The 22,702-nt window shown below is 40.1% G+C and carries 21 protein-coding genes and 1 pseudogene; 21 read left to right on the top strand and 1 reads right to left on the bottom strand.

The annotated features are described in order from the left end of the window. The 21 genes and pseudogenes from BT147_RS15915 to BT147_RS15650 all read left to right on the top strand — a co-directional run. Positions 1-741, top strand: a pseudogene (locus tag BT147_RS15915) (BclA C-terminal domain-containing protein); the annotation flags it as partial. A 434-nt stretch (positions 742-1,175) separates the two neighbouring features. Then, positions 1,176-3,002, top strand: coding sequence for a glutamine--fructose-6-phosphate transaminase (isomerizing) (glmS, locus tag BT147_RS13630; protein WP_072336510.1), 1,827 nt, complete (start codon positions 1,176-1,178; stop codon positions 3,000-3,002). A 75-nt stretch (positions 3,003-3,077) separates the two neighbouring features. Then, positions 3,078-3,920 carry an arylamine N-acetyltransferase gene (locus BT147_RS13625; RefSeq protein WP_072336507.1) on the top strand — a complete coding sequence of 281 codons (843 nt, stop codon included), beginning with the start codon at positions 3,078-3,080 and terminating at the stop codon, positions 3,918-3,920. A gap of 28 nt (positions 3,921-3,948) precedes the next feature. Next, a complete protein-coding gene (locus BT147_RS13620) occupies positions 3,949-4,503 on the top strand; it encodes a GNAT family N-acetyltransferase (protein WP_286119522.1) in 555 nt (184 codons plus the stop codon). 218 nt (positions 4,504-4,721) lie between these two features. Continuing rightward, positions 4,722-5,612: a conjugal transfer protein gene (locus BT147_RS13615; protein ID WP_072336504.1), complete on the top strand. Its 891-nt coding sequence runs from the start codon at positions 4,722-4,724 to the stop codon at positions 5,610-5,612. Positions 5,613-5,629: 17 nt separating this feature from the next. After that, on the top strand, positions 5,630-5,905 hold the full coding sequence (locus BT147_RS13610) for a hypothetical protein (RefSeq protein WP_072336501.1): 276 nt from the start codon (positions 5,630-5,632) through the stop codon (positions 5,903-5,905). After that, the gene (locus tag BT147_RS13605) at positions 5,902-7,563 is read left to right on the top strand and encodes a hypothetical protein (protein ID WP_072336498.1); all 1,662 of its coding nucleotides are present in this window, start codon (positions 5,902-5,904) and stop codon (positions 7,561-7,563) included. The genes BT147_RS13610 and BT147_RS13605 overlap by 4 nt, the downstream gene beginning before the upstream one ends. Beyond that, complete coding sequence (essC, locus tag BT147_RS13600; protein WP_072336495.1) at positions 7,563-11,501, top strand: type VII secretion protein EssC; 3,939 nt, start codon at positions 7,563-7,565, stop codon at positions 11,499-11,501. The genes BT147_RS13605 and essC overlap by 1 nt, the downstream gene beginning before the upstream one ends. 198 nt (positions 11,502-11,699) lie before the next feature. Beyond that, positions 11,700-11,966, top strand: coding sequence for a WXG100 family type VII secretion target (locus BT147_RS13595; protein WP_072336492.1), 267 nt, complete (start codon positions 11,700-11,702; stop codon positions 11,964-11,966). Between the two features lie 97 nt (positions 11,967-12,063). Then, positions 12,064-13,527, top strand: coding sequence for a glycohydrolase toxin TNT-related protein (locus tag BT147_RS15910; protein ID WP_072336489.1), 1,464 nt, complete (start codon positions 12,064-12,066; stop codon positions 13,525-13,527). 23 nt (positions 13,528-13,550) lie between these two features. Next, entirely contained in the window at positions 13,551-14,195 is a 645-nt protein-coding gene (locus BT147_RS13585) for a hypothetical protein (RefSeq protein WP_072336486.1), read from the top strand. Positions 14,196-14,704: 509 nt separating this feature from the next. Next, entirely contained in the window at positions 14,705-15,319 is a 615-nt protein-coding gene (locus tag BT147_RS13580; RefSeq protein WP_072336483.1) for a 2OG-Fe(II) oxygenase, read from the top strand. Positions 15,320-15,412: 93 nt separating this feature from the next. Then, positions 15,413-15,562, top strand: a complete 150-nt coding sequence (locus BT147_RS15655) for a hypothetical protein (protein WP_177239843.1) — start codon at positions 15,413-15,415, stop codon at positions 15,560-15,562. 97 nt (positions 15,563-15,659) lie between these two features. Further along, a complete protein-coding gene (locus BT147_RS13575) occupies positions 15,660-16,280 on the top strand; it encodes a DUF6445 family protein (protein ID WP_072336481.1) in 621 nt (206 codons plus the stop codon). 14 nt (positions 16,281-16,294) lie between these two features. After that, complete coding sequence (locus tag BT147_RS13570; RefSeq protein ID WP_083426576.1) at positions 16,295-17,092, top strand: CmcI family methyltransferase; 798 nt, start codon at positions 16,295-16,297, stop codon at positions 17,090-17,092. 3 nt (positions 17,093-17,095) lie between these two features. After that, positions 17,096-17,731: a DUF6445 family protein gene (locus tag BT147_RS13565; RefSeq protein WP_286119520.1), complete on the top strand. Its 636-nt coding sequence runs from the start codon at positions 17,096-17,098 to the stop codon at positions 17,729-17,731. Between the two features lie 40 nt (positions 17,732-17,771). Further along, entirely contained in the window at positions 17,772-18,476 is a 705-nt protein-coding gene (locus BT147_RS16055) for a pentapeptide repeat-containing protein (protein ID WP_072336478.1), read from the top strand. Between the two features lie 34 nt (positions 18,477-18,510). Further along, positions 18,511-19,719, top strand: a complete 1,209-nt coding sequence (locus BT147_RS13555; RefSeq protein WP_072336475.1) for a spermidine synthase — start codon at positions 18,511-18,513, stop codon at positions 19,717-19,719. Then, positions 19,716-20,972, top strand: a complete 1,257-nt coding sequence (locus BT147_RS13550) for an MFS transporter (protein WP_072336472.1) — start codon at positions 19,716-19,718, stop codon at positions 20,970-20,972. Before BT147_RS13555 ends, BT147_RS13550 begins: the two co-directional genes overlap by 4 nt. Positions 20,973-21,071: 99 nt before the next feature. Beyond that, positions 21,072-21,464: a DUF1992 domain-containing protein gene (locus tag BT147_RS13545; protein WP_072336469.1), complete on the top strand. Its 393-nt coding sequence runs from the start codon at positions 21,072-21,074 to the stop codon at positions 21,462-21,464. A gap of 447 nt (positions 21,465-21,911) precedes the next feature. Beyond that, positions 21,912-22,049 carry a transposase gene (locus tag BT147_RS15650; protein ID WP_072336466.1) on the top strand — a complete coding sequence of 46 codons (138 nt, stop codon included), beginning with the start codon at positions 21,912-21,914 and terminating at the stop codon, positions 22,047-22,049. A 343-nt stretch (positions 22,050-22,392) separates the two neighbouring features. On the opposite strand, the gene BT147_RS13535 is transcribed toward BT147_RS15650, so the two are convergent. Further along, the coding region (locus BT147_RS13535) for an IS3 family transposase (protein WP_143187949.1) at positions 22,393-22,702 on the bottom strand (310 nt) is incomplete at its 5' end.

The following is a 22,702-nucleotide window of genomic DNA, read 5'->3' as shown; positions in this document are numbered from 1 at the left end:
GGACCTCAAGGAGCAACGGGACCTCAAGGAGCAACGGGACCTCAAGGCGCTACTGGACCTCAAGGAGATACCGGACCTCAAGGAGCAACGGGACCCCAAGGAGCAACAGGGCCTCAAGGAGCAACAGGGCCTCAAGGGCCGACGGGCGCGGACGGGGCTACGGGACTCCAAGGGAATACGGGACCCCAAGGAGCAACGGGAGCAAATGGACTCACGGGAGCCACAGGACTACAAGGTAACACAGGTTCTCAGGGTGTGACCGGACCAACAGGAGACTTTGGCACCATTTTTGCAATAGCTTCTTTGAGCTCTGAAGACACCCCTACAAATCCAGTGCCAATAAATTCAATGGTTACATTTAGTAAATTTAGATCTAGTCCGACCGGTGCATTTTCTATTAATGGTGCTATGCAGGTAGTTACTATAGGTATGACGGGGACCTACTTAATGCAATGGACTGTGCGATATGGAATAACTGGAGGATCAGGTGCGCCACCTCCAGATGGGGATGTGCTTGTTAGATTGGGTTATAATGGAAACTCAGCAATTCAAGCTAGAGAACCACAGACTTTGAGAGTTTCGCAGAATACCTCAGGTACTTTGTTTACAACAGTATCTTTAAATGGAGGAGAGACGGTTAATTTAACAGTATTCGCTAATCCGTTAGTCTACAATGTTGGTACGATAGCAGGGAGGAATTACGATCTTGCAGCGCTTCAAATAACAAGAATTGGTTCTTGATATTTTAGTAAGGCTTTTTGCTAACAATGCAAACGACCGCTGGATTTTGCGTCAATTAGGTGAATAGTGGGAAGTGCGATGTCCACAATAGGGATATCGCACTTTACTTTTTTCAGACCATTGAATAGTATAGGAATATGACACATAGAGGATAGAGTTGCCAGAGACAAATAATCCCCTATCGTGTTATAATTTTTTTCTGTTGTTAAAAGCGCCAGAACTGCAGGGTGATGCAGTTGACGAGGTGGAGGATGATCGAGTGTTCGGCGGATGCCTCCCGGTAATGCGTCAGTACCGTGGAATCGTAATACAAACCGATTGGGTGACTGATCGAGCAAAGATTACGATATGACGTAATGCTCAAGCGGAGCAGGAAAGAAACAGTCTGGAGTTATAGCACTTGCATGTAACAGAATAATAGGAGGTTTTCATCTATGTGCGGAATTGTTGGGTATATTGGTGGGAAGCAGGCTCAATCTATTTTATTAGAAGGGCTGAGTAAGCTTGAGTACCGCGGATATGATTCTGCGGGTTTAGCGATCTATAATGGGCAACAACTTCATGTTGAGAAATCCAAAGGTCGCTTAAAGGATTTAGAAACAAAGTTGCAGACGAGTGGATTACAGGGTTCTTTAGGAATCGGACATACTCGTTGGGCAACGCATGGGAAACCATCGGATGAGAATTCCCACCCACATGTGGATCACGATGGAAAGTTCGCGATTGTTCATAACGGGATTATCGAGAACTACATTGAGTTAAAGGAAGAGCTGATCGCAAAAGGATACCTTTTTACTTCCCAAACCGATACAGAAGTTCTTGCCAAGCTATTAGCTGATCATTGGGATGGTGGATTACTAAGTACGGTTCAAAAAGTGGTAGCACGTTTGCATGGCGCTTATGCTCTTGGCATTATCAGTGAGTATGAACCTGATAAAATGATTGCAGTTCGTTATGCAAGTCCATTGGTAGTCGGAATCGGAGAAGGTGAAAACTTTATTGCTTCCGATATTCCAGCGATCCTGAAGCACACACGTGATGTATATATCATGGAAGATGGCGAGATGGCTGTTATCAACGAGGCAGGCGTGGAATTGATGACGATGGACGGAGAACCGATTAAGCGTGAAAGTATGCGTGTGAATTGGGATATTGAAACAGCAGAAAAGGGTGGCTTCGACCACTTTATGATGAAAGAGATTTATGAGCAACCGAAAGCAATTCGTGATACACTCGCAAGTCGTGTAAAAGGAAATACGGTTGATCTTTCTCAAGAAATCGGACTTACACTGGAGCAGATCCAGAATATAGAGAAAATCCACTTCGTTGCTTGTGGCACTGCGTACCATGCTGGTTTAATCGGTAAATATGTACTTGAAGATCTTGCTCGCATTCCGGTCGAATGTGATGTAGCATCTGAGTATCGTTATCGCAATCCCATTATCACGGATCGCACATTGGTAGTCGTGGTTTCCCAATCAGGGGAAACGGCTGATACACTGGCCGCATTACGTGAAGCCCAAAAACATGGTGCTCGTGTGATGGCGATTACAAACGTTGTTGGCTCTAGCGTTGCACGTGAAGCGGATGATGTGATCACGACTTGGGCAGGTCCAGAGATTGCTGTAGCCTCTACAAAGGCATATACTTCGCAGTTGATTGCTATTTATCTACTAGGCCTCTATTTTGCACAAGTGAAAGGCTACAAGTCTGCTGAAGAACTACAAACCATCGTAACAGATCTTCTTACTCTCCCAGAAAAAGTGGAAGAGGTACTAAAACAGGAGAAGACAGTTGAGGCGTTTGCACGTAGCATTGCGAAGCACAACAACCTATTCTTCTTAGGTCGTGGATTAGATTATGCGGTAGCATTGGAAGGTTCTTTGAAGTTAAAAGAGATCTCCTATATCCATTCTGAGGCTTACGCAGCGGGCGAGTTGAAGCACGGGACACTTGCGTTGATTGAGGATCATATTCCAGTTATCTCTCTAGCGACACAACAATCCGTGTTCGAAAAAACGGTTTCCAATATCCAAGAAGTAAAAGCACGCGGAGCCTACGTACTCGGTTTAGCGGTTGAAGGAGACACAGATTTAATCAAGTCGGTGGATGAAGTGATTATGATTCCACAAGTAAGTGACCTCTTCGCTCCAGTCTTAGCAGTGGTTCCATTGCAACTTCTTGCTTACTATGCTTGTGTAGAACGTGGATATGATGTTGATAAACCACGTAACCTTGCAAAATCCGTAACAGTTGAATAATCATCGAAATGCCGTTCCCCTTTAGATCTGATGTCTAGAGGGGATGTTTTTATATTGAGTAAGGAGAAGATATGGATGAAGACGATATCTACAGCGGCAAGCAGGTATTTAGAGTATATGGGCCTTTCGATGGAACCAGCTAGTTATGAGTACCTCTCTCGCATTAGTCATGCTCATTTGAATACCTTTCCGTTTGAAAATATTAGTAAGCTCATTTCGTATCGAGATCACGTTGGAAGAGGATATGAAATCCCTTCATTGGAGCAGTTTGTAGATGGCTATGGCCAGTTTCATTTTGGTGGTACTTGTTTTACTCAGAATTCAAATGTCATTCGGTTATTAGAGGAACTCGGTTTTGACAGTTATTGTGTCTTGCTTGAGGACAACCATATGGGGATCATAGTTATATTAGATGAAGAGCGAGTTTTTCTAGACTTTGGCGTAGCTGCACCTATATTTAAGCCGATTTGTTATGAAAGACCTGGTGAAAATATAAGTGAATTTGGTGATGATAAAGTTTATTTATTACCTCTTTCCCTACAAGAACACAGATACAAATTTGTTCGTTATACAGATGGTAAGAAAAGCGGAAAGGAATGGGAGTTTTTCACACGTAAAAAATACAAACCCTCCGATTTTCTCCCGGCACTACAATGCTCGTTCCAATTGAAGTCTACCTTTATGTCAGCACTAAGATGCCAATTATGGCAAACCGGTCAGAATCGAAATGTATCACTATTGAATAATAAATGCCGAATTCGTTATGTTGACCGGGGGCCAGAAGAAATACGGTTTGCCACTGTCCAGGAAATAGAGGAATTTGTGGCTGAGGAATTGATGTTACCTAAGTTACCAGTGAGACAAGCAATCGACGTTTTAAATGGATTAGGCATTGATGTTTTTGCAAATGACAAGTAATGAATGAGAGATGAGAAGGTGAATGATGGTGAGAGATACAAAAGTGAAGATAGAAAGTGAAAACATCTACATTCGATTAGTTGAGGAAGAGGATGTAGATGAACTATTAAAGTTTGAAGTAAAGAATCGGGATTTCTTTCAGCCCTTTTTTAGGAAACAAGAGAACTCTGAGTACACCCTTCAAAGTCAATTGAAGATTGTAAAAAAAGCGATTGAAAATGCTCAAACAGATCGGGGATATTTGTTCTTGATTTATCAACAAGAGTTAGATGAGTTGATTGGCAAAGTCATGCTCAATCGCGTCATGAGACAGCATCTACAAAGCTGTTGGATTGGTTATACACTAGATCAAGATTATAATGGTAGAGGATATATGTCCAAAGCAGTAAAATTGGCAGTGGACCACGCTTTCCAAGAACTGAATCTCCATCGTATTGAAGCCGCTGTTCTGCCTCATAATATGGGGTCTATTTCAGTCCTTTTAAAAAATGGATTTCATAAAGAGGGGATCGCGAGAAAGAGTTTAAAAGTGAATGGAAAGTGGGAAGATCATCAAATCTTAGCAATCGTAAATGAATCATAAACGTTTAAGAGCTTCTTTTAATACAATATGGGGAGAGATTCTGGGGCGATTTCAAATCTAAATTTATAAATTGACAATGATTTACAAATGGAAAAAAAACTTTCATTTCTATGATGAAAGTTTTTCTCTTATATACTATGCTAGAAGAGTCTGTTTTGTTGTAAATAGTATACAGAATTATATTCAATTATCATTCTTATGGATAAGGAAGATTGCGTTTGAGAAATGTTCAAGATCGACCCAAACCTACCTTGTTGAAAGGTTTTAGGCAGAAGCGTATTTTGTTATGGTCTCTTTTGCTGATGAATGCTGTAGTTGGTTGTGTTTTTATTTACTCGTGGCTGGTTCAAGAAAAGGGATCTCAAGCTTTTAGTAACAATCCGGCTGTTTCGATGCCTGCTAGAACCAAGGCAACGGAATTTGCAAACGAGTACTTTCGTTGGATTTCTACTGACAAAGAGGAAAGAGCCAAGCGCCTTGAACCTTATTTGATTAAGGGGATTGATGAACAAGCGGGTATGGTTTTAAGTGGAGTGAAAGTAGACTCCACCCCAAGCAATGTGCAAGTCTGGGATGTTCAAGATAAAGGCAACAATCGGGCGAATATTATTGTTTCTGCAACGATGATGCTAATGAATCCATCGGATAAGAAATTTACTATGGAAACCCGCCATTTAGTCGTTCCCATCTATGCGGCTTCTCGTGACTCGTTTGTGGTAGAGGACATTCCATACTATCTACCAGAATCAAGTCCGGTGCAAGCATCCAAAGGGGATTACAAACCTCAAGGTAACAAAGTGGATGAGAAGCAGTTAGGAGAGTACACGGCATTTTTAGAAAGCTTCTTCAAGGAGTTTGCTTCAACCAGCCCTGAAAAAACGTTGTCCCATAGAACCAAAGGAGATCTTCAGCTACGTGGTATGGGGAGTATTATTAGTTTTAGCAAACTTGAAAGCGTGAGCGTATGGGAACAACAATCCGAGTATGAAATAACGTGTAAGGTAAAATTCACAGATCATCTGGGTGCAACCTTTATATACCCGTATATTTTGAAACTGACGAAAGAAGATGGTCAGTGGCGAATTATATCTTTCAGGAATAGCCAGTAAAGTGAGGATGAATATTTTTGAACCATTATAACTATCTCATATACGGTGAGAAGAAACCTTTTCGGTTGAGAATGCAAAGCTGGAAGAGAACGTTACTAAAGAGAGTAAATCACTATTTATGGAGAAGAGGCACCTCTGCTCATCAGCATTTTTCGATGAATGGTTCTATTTCACAAACAACGGTTTATCAATTTGGAAACGGATATACCATCGGTATGCAACCACGTATGAAGAAAGCTCCCTCACCATCCTATTTCTCTAGCAGGATTTCAAGAGAGGAGACAACTCGTTGAAAGCGACACAGTTAGCATTCCCTATTAATCATATAGAAGAAAACCTAGTATTCTCTTTAGATGGACAAGTATATGCTTATTATCAACTGCCTCGAATGGGATTAAATACCGATGAGGAAATGGGACGAGTTCAGTTATTTCAACAGTTCAACACGGATTTCCATATCCTCATTGTCCCGAAGATGGAAACCATCGAAGAGATGCCTAATTTTGCAATGAAGCCAGATGATCCGGCCTTTCTTCATAAGGTAAATCAAATTATTAAGGAAAAAAGTTTTTCTTCATCTGAAAAACAAATTTATATTGGTTTTGCTCTAGATCGATACCCGGCTGAGAATAAAAAAGGCAAAAGAAGTCGTTGGAGGCATTTTCATCGGTATGTGGAGAGTACTTCCGGAATTCGTCCACACGATATTTTAGATGAAGAATTTACTTGGTATTTTCAGCGAGAACAAGAGCTATATCAACAAGAATTAGAAGCATTCACCATGAAGCGTGCGAACGTGTATCACTTGCAATATCTTGTAAAACATGCCCATGATCGGGGGATTGGACAGTCAGAACTAAATGCGATGTGGCAACCGACGAAAGAAAGAAAAATAAAAGATGGACAAGTTGTGATTTGCCCGAATCAGAGGGATATACAACTTCTTGTTCAATCGGAATATAAAGTCCAACCGCAGGAAATGATGGTTCGCCGTTTTCATAAGGATGCGGTGAAAGAGGGATATCTGCGATTTTTCTATCTGAGCGGTCTAGTTGCTCAAAGCGTTGTTGGCGATTATCGAAACTTATTTCAATCTCTCCCCGCTTCAGTTGATTTATCGATTCGGGGGAGAGTAATGCCTCCGAATGAAGCCATGCAATTTCTCACGAACGGGAGAGCTAGACTCCAAGAGGCGGGTGAGAGGGGGGCCTCCCAGATGTTGGTGAGGAAATCAATCCACTATATGGAGGTAAAGCCATTCCCGCTTTTTGACTGTACGTTCTGCTTTTGTTTGTATGCTCCCACACAAGAGGGATTAGAACAGAAATCACAAGAATTAATAGACTTCTTCAAAGATAAAGGACTTGAAGTAACGCCTTCGATTGGGGAGCAATTCCTTTCTTTTTATGAGTCGTTTCCTGGATCCCAAGGATTTATGGGAGATTATGTGCAACGGCTAGATCCAATCATGTTGGCAGAATCCGTCATGCATGCGTCAGGTCCAAAGCCATTTCTATCATTGGGTGAGTTCGCAAGCTCTATTCAGATTCCATGGAGCCCATCCGAGCATGGAACAGAAGAGACGACGATCATGGTTACATTGGAAATGGAACTGGGAAAACCGGGGACCGACATTGAGCTTCCTTCCACTCTCCCGATCCATGAAGTGATTCGTTTGCTAAGTCCGATGATGAATGGGAATCTTTCAGACAATGAGGACTATATCTTAGAAGTTAAGTCTCCGATGGGTGATTGGCTAGAATTGGATGAGAGCCATTACTTCGACGAATGTTCGATTATGGACGGTGCTTACCTTCGTATTGCTTCCAAACGCCAAAAAACGGAGTATCACGATATATTGTCACGACTTAAGGGATTATCCCCTGAACGTGTTAAGCAACTATTTGAAGAATGGTATGAAAATGAAGTGAATCGAGGAGGTGGGGAGTAGTGAATATCTTATTTTCCCGATCACCGAGGATTCGTAAGACATTACCACAAGTCGTTACGGAATTACATAAGCCACCAGATAAGCCGACAAAACCGACCTTTTCCATGGCAACCTTGATCGCGCCGATATTTATGACGGTAGCATCGATTGGACTTTATATCTATATGAGTTCATCTAGACAGAGTAACTCGAACTTCATGATGTTTCAAATGGTGATGATCTCGGTGATGGCCATTTCCTATACGATTCCGTTCTTTGTATATCAGTCACAAAGGAAGAAATACCGTCAAGACCTTCTGAAGAGAGAGAGAATTTATCGAGAAACATTGCACCGAAATCGGGAGGACTTTGAGAAGTATCGACGTAACGAGGAATTGATTTTACGGGAGCAAAATCCATCTGCTATACAATGTATAGCCAATATCAAAGCAGATAAAAGCTTCCTGTGGCAACGTTCCCCACACGACGCAGATTTTCTCAATTTGCGTCTTGGAACGGGCACAATCCCCTCTTCTATGAAGGTGAAGACACCCAAGCAAGACGTATTTAAAGAAGATCCACTTATTGAAGAAGCACTAGAGTTAGCAAAGCAATACGAACAGATAGAAGATGTTCCTGTTATTCTGCCCTTTAATAAAGCTGCTATTGTTGGGATGTATGGGGAACGTAAAGCGATTCTTAATTCAGTGCGAAACAGTTTGATCGAATTAGCCATACATCATTCACCCGATGAAGTAAAGCTTGTGTCTTTTTACTCAGAGGAAGAAGCGAGGGAGTGGGATTGGATGCGTTGGTTGCCTCATGGTTGGAATGATGCACGTAACCAACGTTATCTCGCTACAAACCTGACGGACGCTAGAAATATCATTGATTCATTATATAGCATCTTTCAACGAAGAAAGAATCGAAATAAGCAAGGAAGTAGCATTACCACTGAGCTTCCTTGGTATGTCATCGTAATCGATAATTCCCATCTGCTAGAAAATGAGACGCTTCTTCCTCTCTTATTAGAAGAGGCGCAAAATGTGGGTGCATCCATCTTTCTGCTGGCTGAAGGGAAAGAAATCTTACCCAGAGAATGTCACGCTCTCTTAGAGGTATCCAACTTTATAGGGAATTTGAAAACAACGAATTACCTGAGTGAAGAAGGAATGTGGGATCTTTCCTTTCAAACGGATGATTTATCTGTAGAAATGGCAGAGCATATCGCTCGTGTGCTTGCTCCGGTTCGCCTTCGTGCCAGTAAAACGGGGAAAATCCCTGATGTGTTGACGATGATGGATCTGCTACAATCCAAGCACCTGTCTGATATGAATGTTGCGTGTCATTGGGCAGAGAATCGTTTTCCGAATACATTACCTGTTCCAGTCGGAGTTAATTCGGTTGGTAAGCGCTTTGAACTAAATATCCACGATAAAATCGAGCGAATGGGGCATGGCCCTCACGGCTTGATTGCAGGAACGACGGGATCAGGGAAAAGTGAAGTGATCCAGTCATTCTTAGCGTCGCTCGCCATTCGATATCATCCGCATGACATCTCCTTCTTGCTCATCGATTATAAAGGTGGAGGTATGTCTAATACGTTTGAAGGCTTGCCTCATCTCGTCGGCTCGATTACCAACCTAGACGGTTCGTTAATCGAGAGAGCAAAAGTTTCTCTCCGTGCTGAACTGATGAGGCGGGAAACGATCTTTAAAGAAGCGGGCAATGTGCAACATATTGATGAATATTATAAATCTGCACACCGAGAGCAGAATCCTCTACCTCACTTGGTAATCGTGGTGGATGAGTTCGCTGAGCTAAAGAAAGAGCAACCAGAGTTCATGAGTGAACTGATCTCGATTGCGGCCAAAGGACGAACGTTAGGCGTTCATCTCATCTTAGCCACCCAGAAACCGAGTGGAGTAGTAGATGATAAGATTTGGAGTAACTCACGTTTTCGTATCTGTCTACGTGTACAGGAAGAAGCAGATAGTCGAGATATGCTCAAGATTCCAAATGCTGCATGGATCACGACACCGGGGCGAGGGTACCTACAGGTAGGAAGTAATGAACTGTTAGAGCTTGTTCAATTTGCCTGGAGTGGGGCTCCGTACCGTCCAGGCGCCGCGCAAGCAACCTCAACCGTGATGAATGAAGTTTCGAAGAGCGGGAAAAGAATCCCCGTGATATATGATTCGGTAAATGAGGAAGAAGTGCAGGAAGTCAAGCAATTACAAGTCATCGTGGAGTATCTGGGTGAGCAAGCGAAGGAGATGGATATCGATACACTTGCTGGACCATGGCTACCTCCTTTACCACAAGAGATTTTCTTAGATGAATTATCACCTTCTCGAGGGAACTGGTTAGAGCCGGTGGTAGGATTTTATGATAACCCAGCCAATCAACAGCAAGACATTCTAACGATTCCATTACATGAAGGGCATCTACCTGTATATGGTATGCCGGGAACAGGTAAGACTTCCTTTGTGCAAACTCTGCTATATTCTTTAGCACAACAACATACGCCAGAAGAAGTGCAGATGTATGTATTAGACTTTGGTGATATGTTCCGTGATTTTATGAATCTGCCTCATGTCGGAGCTGTCATTCGAGAAGATGAGACGGATCGTATGAAGAGATGTTTCCGTTTCTTACAGCAAGAGATGATTCGTCGACGGAAGCAAATGTCTACTACAGGAATCAAAACGTTTACCGCTTATCGTGACTCGTTGTCTGAGCCAGTTCCTGCACTTGTTGTCGTACTAGATGGCTATCTAATCTTGAAGAAGAATTTTGAAGAAGAACATAACGAATTTGAGCAACTTCTTCGAGCCGGAGGAAGTTTCGGGATTCATTTCATCGTAACGACGAACCAAGTGAACGATATCTATGATCGGGTACGAAGTAATTTTCCGCTCGGAATCTCCTTCGAACTGGCTGACCCTTCGGACTATTACTTTGCTGTGGGTAGAGTAAAGGCACCACTGAATATGCCAGAGGGACGTGGTTATATAAAAGGGAGTATTCCACCACTCGAATTCCAGGCGGCTCTTCCGATACAAGGAGAAGACGAATTACAAAGAGCTCAGAATCTTAGGCAGGCTATGCAACAGTTGAATCAATCGTGGACGGGTATGCGTCCTGTACCGATTCAGACTCTACCCGAAGTCCTCACTTTGGACGAGTTACTGGAAAAACAGCCTAAAACCACTAGCAAGCTTACCGTCCCTGTTGCGATAGCGATGGATGAATTAATACCATACTCCATCAGTTTAAGCGATGGCCCTTACTTTGTAGTGGGGAGTCCAACAGAAGGAGGAAAGACATCCTTCTTGCAAGCATGGATCTTATCGCTTGCATCCAACCACTCTCCGCAAGAGCTAGAAGTGTATGCAATGGACCTACGCAGTAGTGATCAAGGCATATCTGTTATTCGAGAGATTCCGCATATGAAGGGATATATTTCACATCAAAGCGAGCTTCCATCGATGCTAGAGATGCTAGAAGAGAAACTAGAGAATCGAAATGTATCCGATGCTATGAGTCATCCAGCTATTTTCTTCGTGATCGATGATGCGGATTACTTCAGTAAACAGTTAGATGACTATGCGCTGAAAGATCGTCTGATGAAGATTATCAGTCAAGGAAGACGTAAGAATTTTTACGCAGCAATCGCAGGTGTTCCGTCTAACTTCCCGTATAGCAGTAATGACTGGTTATCTGAGATTAGAGGAGCAGAGACTGGTTTCCTATTCTCCACTTTAGATTCAAATGATCTTGGCTTCTTAAAGATTCCATACACCGAAGCAAGATCTCCGCATATGCCGAAAACCTTACGAGCAGGCGAAGGGTACTACGCAAAAAAACGTTTTACTCGCATCAAAGGAGCTTCACCCTTTTCAAACAAGTTCACACCAGACAAATGGGTGGAGCATCTACAAAGAATATGGAAGTAGGGCGGCGTCGCCCTACCCTCCATATATTTCATAATAATTATTAAAATGTTATAAAATTTATATAAATAGACAAATCCGCCTCATTTGTTCAAATAACATTATTCTATATCATGATAAATATTGAAAATAGTCTCATGATGTAGTATAATTATATAGTAATAAATAATTATAGAAGTATTTAGGGGGATTTTTCTTACTATGCGTATTCAGATTACTCCAGATCAAGTAGAAGCAGCAGCAAAAGAATTCCAAGCAAAACGTGATGAAAGCGAACAAATTATTAACACACTAAGTAACCGCATTTCCAGCATGGAAGGTCAATGGGAAGGTATGACTCGTAACAAATTCGTTCAAGAGTTTGATCAAGCAAAAAATAACATGAAACAATTTACCACATTACTTGAAAGTATTTCCCAATCCTTAAACCAAATCGCTACGAAATTCCGCCAAACAGACGGTATGTAATTTCGGTATAGGTTGTAAAAAAAGGGGCAGATGTAGTTTTTCTACACTGCTCCTTTTCTTCGATTAAGGCAACATTGCAACAAAGGAGATTGCATCAGTGAAAAAGAAGAATGATTTCGTGATCCTATTGGTCATGATGATGGCCTTATACTTCATGGGGAATGGAGTCGCTGTGGCAGGAGGCTTTATCGATCAGACTCCGATTGAAAGCCAGTTCGATAAAGAGATGGCTAAAGACTCGACTCAGGAAAAAGGGTTTTGGGAATCTGCTTGGGATAGTATCGTCGAATTCGGCGAAGGAATCGTGGAAACTGCTTCCGATTTTGTGGACTGGCTTGGAGATGTATTAGCACCGTTGAAGGATATAGTAGTCGGTGCATGGGACTGGATTGTGAAGAATTGGGAAGTTATCTCTGCGGTGGCACTCGTCATAGCTGGAGTTGCTTGTTTGTTTATTCCCGGCTTTCAAGGAGTGGGGATCGCAGTCCTAGTAGGTTCTGCCTTTGGTGGGATCACGGGTTTACTTACAGGAGAGAGTGGAAAAGACCTTGCGAAAAGCGTATTCCTAGGAGGTCTATGTGCCATCCCGGGATTAGGAGTGGCCGCTGGAGTCACGAAAGGAACAGGTCTTTTTATAAAAGGCGGCATTCTAGGGAAGTACCTACCCGGTATGTTTGGAGCTGGTGCAGGAGCTGGAACCGAGCAAGGCTTATTTGACTGGGGTAAGACAGGCAAGATTAACTGGAAAAGTGTTGCGTTAGCAGGAGTATTCGGTGCAGGGATGTTCCTTGGTATCACCAAAGCAGAACCAGCCTTCAAAGCAGGTTGGGATAAAGTGATGACGAGTGTATTTGGTGAACCATCACCCGCTGTTGCGAATGCCGCCAATAAAGCGACAGAGGAGTTTAATAAAGCATCCGCGAAAATGAACGAGATGTTCCAACGTAACTTCCCTACTCTGAAGCTAGCTGGAGTAGACCCGAACGCGGGTAAAATCGACTTTGGACAGACAGAGATCAGAGGGGATTTTCATCAGTTTGAGGGAAATGGTTCGAGGGCTGATGCGTCTGCTATATCCCTTATTAGTCCCGACGATAAGGTTAAGATTGATCGATGGGATTATCCTCCAAGCGAAAAAGATTATCTCGAACACAAAAAGACTTTTGATAACCCCGATTACTATGACCAAGAAACAGGAGCAATCAACTGGCCAAAAGATGATGGGTTTCAAGAGGGAACACGTGGTATGAAGGATCTTGAAGTCGGAGCGATACTTGACCGATATGGAGAGCCGAAAGGTGGATATTTCCTATCTCCAGCAGGAACACCGTATGAACAACGTGCTTTAGCGGTGCATAGTAAGCATGCAAATCATTACAAATATCGGGTTAATAAACCATTCGCTGTAGAGGGTGGAGAGATTGCACCGTATTTCGATCAACCAGGGGGAGGAACTCAGTTTTTCACGCAAAATGTAACCATCACTGGGAGGAATGGTGCGAAAATTACCAGTCCAACGGTGCAAGACTTGCTGGATCACGAGTACCTTGTAAAGGACTAGATTTGAAAGGAATGATTCTATAAATGAACTTAACATTAGAGCAAGCTGGAGCGCTGTTGAACAAAGTTGGATATGCGGTAACTGTTGCCAACCAGAATTTAAGAAAAATCACAAAAACTCCTTACGATGGTTATGATGAGATAAAAAAGGTAGGGGAAAGATGGGTCTATGGATATATGGTAATAGAACGAACTAATACCCCTTATTTTCAAGAAAAAAAACAGTTCTCAACTGAGAATGAGGCCACGGTCTATTATTTCCTGCGTAGTTTATTTATTCATTATAAGGATACAATCGTTCTTGATTTTAATAGGAAACATATGATCTATATAGACCCAACTGTTGCAGATCCAGATCCAATATATCAAGCGTTCCAACTAGCAGGTATCCCAAGAAGTAAATTTTGCTTCAATGAACCTCCTACTAATACATGCATGCATTTAGAGCAAACAGCAGAGGATAAGTGCACAATATCACTAGTAGTAAAAGGAAAGGTAGTTCGTTGTCTCCCATTTCAGGATTATCCATGGGGATTATCTGTGGCATATAGCGATACTTTCTTGTTGCATCTATTCCAAACAAAATTACCAAAGCTCTTACAGAGTGAAGGAATTACAGAGGAACTGACAGCGCAGGATTTAGACACTTATCTATATAGCTACCTATAAGATAAATTGCGTGCTTTACACTCAAGGATGAGCCAAATCAAGTCGTTACGAAATCGTCAAGCGTATGAGTACTAATCTTAGGTCTATAAAAAGAGAGTTTGGCCCGATGCAAGCCGTATCGAAATTAAAAGCTCTCATTCAGATTAAAAAGGGAAGTAGAATCTTTATAGGATATTCCTTCACATTATGTAAAGGGCTGAGTTCACAGATAATAAAGTGAAATGTACTCAGCCCTTTTTTATTTTTTCCAACACAGTAAAAAGGTTGGATAACATTGACTACAAGAGACTATATTTCATATTTTTGATACAAAATAGATACACCTCGATAAAAGAGGTCCTGAATTTTCTCTCAAAAAGAGAAGAATCTCAGTTTTTGAACATGGTATTTATAGAATTAAATATATTTTATGAATTAAATATTGAATTACTATTTGTATGATGTATAATTATCAAATAAATAGAACAGGAATTACTATAGTGATCAACAAAGAAAGGATCTGGTAAATCATGAGTAGTGCACAATTTATTGAATTTAACGAAGTAAGGAAATATCTATACCCATATCCTTTTTTTCGTTGCAATGAATTTTTCAATCAAAAGACTTCAAATATGCTAATAGATTTTTTAGAAAACAACCCATATTTTGTGGGTACTAAAGGTGACTTCTATGAGCAAACTATGTTTCCATTAACAGAGAAGATTTTGTCAGATGAGTTGATCCCCATTTTGGACAATGAGAACAGAAAAATCATTCTAGAAAATGCAGAAGAGTATTTTGGTGTGAAGTTAAAAAAGGATTTCTTTGCGACGGCACACAGGCTCCTTCCAGGACAAGAAACTGGGATTCATAATGACTATTTAGAAACACCTTCTAATTATAAATATGGTTTTACTCATAGGATAATTGTTTACATCAATAGGGTATGGAATCATCATAATGGAGGGCTCCTTGGTATATATAGTTCTGATAAAAGTGAAGATTTGGTGACAACTATAGAGCCGATTCACAACACTGCAGTTGGGTTATCTTTTAGTAAGACATCATTTCACGACGTATCTAAAGTTTTGGATGGAGAGAGATATACAGTCAACTTTAGTTTTCTTGCTCTGAGCGAGTTGTGACACGCAATTTCCATCCAGTCTATCCGATTTAGATAATAGTACTTAGAGTTAAGGGCTGGGATAATAAAGTTCATTTAATAGGAGGTGATACGTATGAAACATTCTGCTAACAAAATGGAAGAATTCGATAAAGAAATCTACCAAATGCATTCCCCGAATAATATGATGATGGTCGGTGAATTTGAACCACTAGAAGCTGATGAACAGAAGAAAATTGAACAGGCTTTTAAAACGAATAACTAGTTAAGCAATCTGTACGATGATAGTTCGGATTCTTTTGGTAGTTAGTTATCCCAGCCCTTTACTCTATGTATTATATGATCTCATAGGAGGTATAAATTTGCTCCCTGATAATGTAATGGTGATCGATGATTTCTATGATTATCCTGATCAAATTCGAGAATTAGCTTTGAATGCAGACTATCATATATTTGACGAGGCTCAGAATTTTCCGGGTGCCGAGACTAAGAAGTCATTTTACACGAATATACACATAGAGAAATTCGAAAAACTTGTTAAAAAATCAATTCAAGTTAATCCAGCGAAGTACATTTTTGGTAAATTTAGACTTGCTATGTCCAATGATCAATCGAAAACGTGTGTCCATTTGGATTGGGATGTGGATTGGACTGGAATTATCTATTTAACACTTGATCACAATTGCAAGGGGGGGCTAGGCATCTTTAGGCATTCAGAAACCAAATTGATGTCGGTTCCTACCATACAAGAAGAACTTAACAGATTTGGTTGTAGCACAGTAAACGAGTTTGATAGGAAATACATTATGCCGATCTCTAAAAACATAGAGAAATGGGACTTAGTGTATGAGATTCCAATGAAATATAACCGACTAATTCTATTTAAGGGTTCTGAGTATTTTCATGGAATTACCCAGCAGTTTGGCGATTCGATATCTAATTCACGGTTGACTCAGAATTTTTTCTTTAATGAAATAAAGTAACGGGAGAGTAAAGCATGAGGAGTCAAAATGGACAAACAATGGATGATATAAAAAGCCACTTTCGATCAAAAGTTATTAGAAATCAAGACGGAATTTGCACTTTTTTAGATAGTGTGATTTTAGACTCTGATTTTGAACATAAGAAGAATGTTGTATCGGATAGAATCCTAGGGACTTATGAAATAGCAAGTAGGGATAGATTTATTGACATATCTGAGAGACTGGATGAGGTTAATGCCAGCGATCTCGAATTTATAGGTCGTATCTATAGTCAAGGTGTGCTTCAATGCATGACTTGGCGAGGAGAGCCCCTATTTAAAAGTGTGCATGATTTTGCTATTTATCAAATGCTTATTTATGAAAGGAAACCTGCTACCATCATTGAAATTGGTACTACAAATACGAGTTTGAATTGGTATAAGGATATGACTTCTATGTTCGGGTTAGGAACAAGGATTGTAGGCATTGACAAAAGAAAACCTTCACATCTATCTGATGATATTTATTTTATATATGGTGATATAAATAGGATTGATGGGTTGTTACCTCCAGAAGTAATAGCTACGTTCCCAAAACCTTGGTTAGTAATCGAGGATGCACATGCTCATACGCTTAAGGTAGTAGATTATATAGCTGAAATGTTAACTTCTGGTGATTATCTAGTTGTTGAGGATAGTATCAACAAAGCTGATATTATCCGGACTTGGTTGCAAGGTGTAGAATCTAATCACTTTGCAATTGATAGTTATTATACTGATTTTTTTGGTGTTAATGCTACTTCAGCTACCAATTCTATTATTGTCAGGAGATAGTTTATGTCTAGGATAGATCAAATGGGCGACCGTAATAAGATGATTATTGTTACTGATAATTTCTATGCTGATCCGGATTTAGTCCGTTCTTTCGCACTTGATGCGACTTATAGTAGTGGTGCGCAGTATAATTATCCGGGTTATCAAAGTAAAAAAAGGCTTGTAAACGCGAATGCTCTTAAAGAATCCTTCGAGAGGATTTTGGGGAAAAAAATTGAATACAACATAGAAAACTTCGGTAGTTTTAGAATAATGACTAAGGAGTCCGGTGATATCATAAACGTTCATGTGGATGCGACTGATTGGGCAGGACTTGTTTTTTTAGCACCTAATGCACCTGCAGATGCTGGAATGGGCATTTTTAGGCATAGAGAAACGGGATTGATGTCACCGCCTTCTGATAAAGAAGCAAGAAAAAAGGGATTTGAAGATGCTCAAGAGTATGAAAATCTCATTGTCCATCGTGATAAAACGAACAGAGAATTATGGGAGTTAGTTCAGGATATTGAACCCGTATATAACCGCTTGGTTTTAATACGAGGGAACTCGTTGTACCATGCTCCCATTAGGGGATTTGGTGATAATTCAAATAACTCTCGCCTTACTCATAATTTCTTTTTTAATGAGGCAATGTTTTAGAATAACGTAGATGAGATTTGTAGTAACTGGGGGGATAAGAGTGATTTCTTTGTTCGAATTAATAAAGCAACAGAATGCTACATCGATTTCGGACACTATGTCGACTTTTATTGTTTCAGCGTCAATGGGACAGAAAAAATTAGATCATTCACAAATATTGATGGGCTCCAAAGTGAAGGAATCTGTTCGTTCACCACTAATTGTGGCAAAGAACTCACAAACTCTGTTTCAACTATCAACCAGTATCAAAACTCTAATCCTATTGAGTGTGACACAAGAGAATATCCTATGGGAAGATGAAAATATTGCAGAGATTAGTGATTTCAACATTATAACTGTATGTGATGGTCATGAGTTAATTAGGAGATTCGGTTATAAGCTATGCTTGGCTAATGTTAATCTACGTGGTGCCCAATTGCCGGGAGCTAGATTATATGGAGCTAATTTGAATAATGCTGATCTCCGTGGATGTAACTTGGAACGTGCAAATATGAGAGAATGTTCTTTGATTGAGGCCAGCTTAGAAGGAGCTGATCTTTCATATGCCAATCTTTATGGAGCTAACTTAGAGCTAGCTGATGTGCGGAGAGCAAATCTGAAATATGCAGATGCTCGGCAAACGAATTGGGATAGGACAGCACTAAGGGGAGCAGAGTTATGGGGAGCATATTTCTGGAAAGTTAACCTTGTTAATGCATTTACGAACGGAGTTGATATGGAAAGAGTAGATACTAGAGGAAACTAGGTAGGCCTATAAGAAAAACAATGGGGGAGAATAGATGAGAACTGGATTATATAGTAAAAACCAATTTCTTTTAGATGCCATTCAATCTCTTATATCTGGTTCTAGAATTTTTACAGGTAATCAGCCTGATGATCTTTCTATCGGATGTTCTATTAATTCCGGGAACCGTGTACTCATTCTAGGAACCGGATTTGGAGCAGCGATTCGATCAACTTTAGCTGGCATACCTAACGCAAAAATCACAGTGGTTGACTATGATAAAAATGTCATAGAATCCTGTTCATCTCTTTATAAACATCTTTTTCCCACCCTAGATCCAGTCACCTATGTCTATGGCGATGCTTCTAAAATTGATTCTCTGGTCAATTCTACATTTGATTTGATATACGTAGATCTCTATTCCGACACACACTGCCCAGATTTTGTTCTAGAGGAGCCATTTTGGAATATAATTCGTTTGAGGTTGGCAGAGAAAGGGAGCATTGTAGCTAATACTTGGGGGTTGCCTACCCATCTATTTCCTTATGACGCAAACACCCCTCAAGCAAGAATGATTCAATTGTTAGCTCGATGTTTTAAAAATTTGTATGCATTTCCGTTTCGACGAAATATCACCCTTGTTGCCAGTCAAACTGATATTCAAGTGAAGGAGATCCGCACAGACTACCAACTTCACGAATTAGATCGTGCGTATTTTGATTTTTTTCCTTTAAGGTGGATGACATCCCATAAAATCAGTACTGACTCGATTGATGATAAATGTTTCAACATATTGGACACTGCTCATAGGGAAATGGATGAAGAAATGAGACGAAGATCAACTGACTGGATTAGTTTTCTGAATGTAGGCATGAAAGAATTCGGTTATCCGTCTATAACTAGCAATATGTTGAAGGAAATTACTTGCGATTCTATATGTGCTCAGAATATAACAGAATGGTTACTAGATAAGGGTTCTTACGAAGCATCCTTTATTCCTAATTTAGTCTGCTCTTATGCTTTTACAGACTCTAGGGGATTGGAATGGTATCCAAAATGGATCTTCAGGAATTACAATCGACTAGTGGAGAAGGACAAGTTTTGGTTTTTTAATATTGCGATGGTACAGCTCCTTTCTATTGTAAACAATCCATATACCAACCGAGATGGAACAAGCCGAAATGAAATTGAGAGAGACACCGTTCAATTAGTACAAGAGTTAAAATCAAGATACATATTGAATGTTAAGAGGACGACTACATGAGAGATAGGGTCTTAGGAACAATCAGTAAATGGAAGTGGCCTTCTTTACTACTTCTAGGAATTGGTATCTCAAATATAGGTGATTTTATCTATTTGATTGCGATTAATCTCCTAGTCTTAGACATGACTAACTCCCCTATAGCGGTTGCAGGGATCTATGTGATCAAGCCCATTGCATCTATTTTCATAAGTCCTTGGTCTGGAAGTTTAATAGATCGACACAATCTGAAAAAAATCATGATTTCAACTGATATTCTACGGGGAATATTCATTGCATGCATTCCGTTTATGTTCTCTATCTGGTATGTCTACTTTTGTATTTTATTGATTAGTATGTCTAGTTGTTTTTTTGCGCCTACTTCTAACACATACATAGCAAGAATGATTCCAGAGGAGGAGAGAAAGCAGTTTAATTCTTTCTATACTCTGATAAGTTCAGGCGCATTTGTGACTGGTCCAGCTATCGCAGGAGTACTTCTTCTTTTTTATACATACAAGATAGCTATTTTTATAAATGCGATTTCCTTTTTTTTATCAGCATTGGTTACATGTTTTCTGCCAAATGTTAATAAAGAATCAACATCAAGATCGACATCGGATATATTCTCCATACATACCATAAAAAAGGATTGGAAAATGGTCTTTTCTTATCTCAAAGGTGCTAGGTATGTACTATTGATATATATACTATTTCAAGTTACTATGCTTATTGCTTTTGCTCTTGATGCACAAGAAGCAGTTTATATTCGGAAAGACCTGAGTTTATCTGAAACCAATTATGGTTTACTAGTAAGTATTACTGGTATAGGGTATTTAGTAGGATCTATTGTAAATTCCTTTACGAATCATCGTTTTTCAACGAAATATTTGATTGGTATAGGTTCCTTGCTAGTGTCTACAGGGTATGTGGTGTACTCATTCTCCTATTCATTTAATACGGTAGCTGTAGGATTTGTGATTTTATCTTTTTCTATGTCATTCGTAAATACAGGGTATCTTACATTCTATCAGAATAATATTCCAATCGATCTAATGGGGAGAGTTGGGAGTATCTTAGGAATGTTTCAAGGAATGTTTCTAGTGGCATGTACAATGGGAGTGGGCTTATTAGGACAGTTTTATCCTATTAAAACCATCAATATTATTGGCTCTCATTTCATGATATTGATTTCAGTTGCCCTAATGACCGCTGTCTTATTACCTTCAAAGTTACGTTATTTCAAGGAATATAGCTCTGTTAAAAAATCATCTTAGTCTATAAGTAATGTAAGAGTAAGTAGTAGAATGAGGTTATCTAGTCTGTAGTGAGTCTACGAATGAGCAACGAAAATATCAACGGGCGTAGGTGATATGATGGGCGAACAGAATGAAGCAAAGCATACTCGGAGTGTGACAACTCAGACAAGTGGAGATTGGTTTGATCAAATGTTTCAAGAGTATAAGGATAAGGGAGGATTTGATGATGTACCACAGGGACAAAAACTGGAGAAGGATTTGCTAGAGGGAGATATTATGGATAGAATGCTGAAAAATGCAAATTACCGACCTGAATGGGTTGAGGTTCAATTAAAGATACGTAGAGCCATTCAGGAGCTACTCCAGCAATCCCAGTCGGCTACAAAAAAAGATTTAAAGCCAATAAATGCTCTTATCAGACGATATAATTCTATCTGCCCTTCTATGCTACAAAAATCTCAACTCTCTACAGAGTTTACACTTGATGAACAATTTTTGCAATGGAAGTGAGTATTGATCTTGGCTAAAGATGAACAAGGATGCAGTTCACTCTGAACTACATCCTTCCTCATTTGGTTACCACCTCTAGAAGTCGCTCATGAAGAGATTTGATCGACTTGAGTAATTCATCTGGGGAATGGGTAGGAGGCTTCCAGTTTTTCAACTGATCAATAGGGACTCCGTCTGCCTTACTTCATCTCGGTTATCAATATTCACATCGGAGCCAGAGGAGAGAGTGCTCCGTATACGAATGCCTACTTTGACCTAGTTCGAGTGTTTGAAGAAAATGTAATTCAAGAAGAAACACAGAATTATTCGAAAAGGGAGACTGGATCGGCTACAGTAAGTTAGACAGAAAAAATAAGGTCAGGTAAACTTGTTTCAACAGGTGAAACGAGGAGAATGATCTATGTCCAGAAAGGCAAGACGTACTTTTACACCCGAGTTTAAAGACAAATGGTGCAACTATATCAAAATGGCAAGTCAAGAACCAATGAAGAAAATGAACTGATTCAAATGCGTAAAGAACTCCAACGCTTACGAATGGAAAATGATATTTTAAAGCAAGCAGCGCTGATCATGGGACGAAAGTAAGAGTGATCCACTCCTGTTGCGTACAAATCCAAACACCTTAAAAAAATTGTCTAGTTTTCTGTTGACAGTCCACTTTAATGATTTGATGAGCCGACGAGGCTTGTATTATGAGATGTATATGTCGCAGGCTAAATGGTATGAATCTAATGTAGAAGAGATGGTAGAGTTGGCAAACTCCTAAATGGAAATTAAAAGCGGACAAATTATCGATCTCAACCGACTGGTGTGTGGATAGTCAATTAAATGGTCTTTACTCGTGTTGAACTTATTGTGTGGGATTAGAAATAGACATCTAAGGACTGGGTTCACTTTGAAGTGAACCCAAAAAGTTAGACATGAAGATTTAAGCAGCCTGTAGGGTATGTGTTCGGTATTGAACCGGACTCATGCCCTTTAGTTTTATCTTCAATCGTTTGTGGTTGTAATAGTGAATATAATCCTCTAGCTCCTGTTTGAAATGATCCATACTCACAAATGTGTGAAGATAAAGCAACTCACTTTTGAGCAAACCAAAAAAGTTTTCTATGACGGCATTATCCAAGCAATTTCCCTTACGGGACATGCTCTGTGTAATTTCTCTTTGTTTCAAGGAATGTTGGTACTTCTTCATTTGATAATGCCAGCCTTGATCGGAGTGGAGGAGAGGAGCTTCG

Origin of the sequence: Thermoactinomyces sp. DSM 45891 (genome assembly GCF_900119485.1) — a bacterium.
Classification (GTDB): Bacteria; Bacillota; Bacilli; order Thermoactinomycetales; family Thermoactinomycetaceae; genus Baia.
Note: the sequence above shows the minus strand (reverse complement) of the source record. Positions and strands in the feature narration are given on the sequence as shown.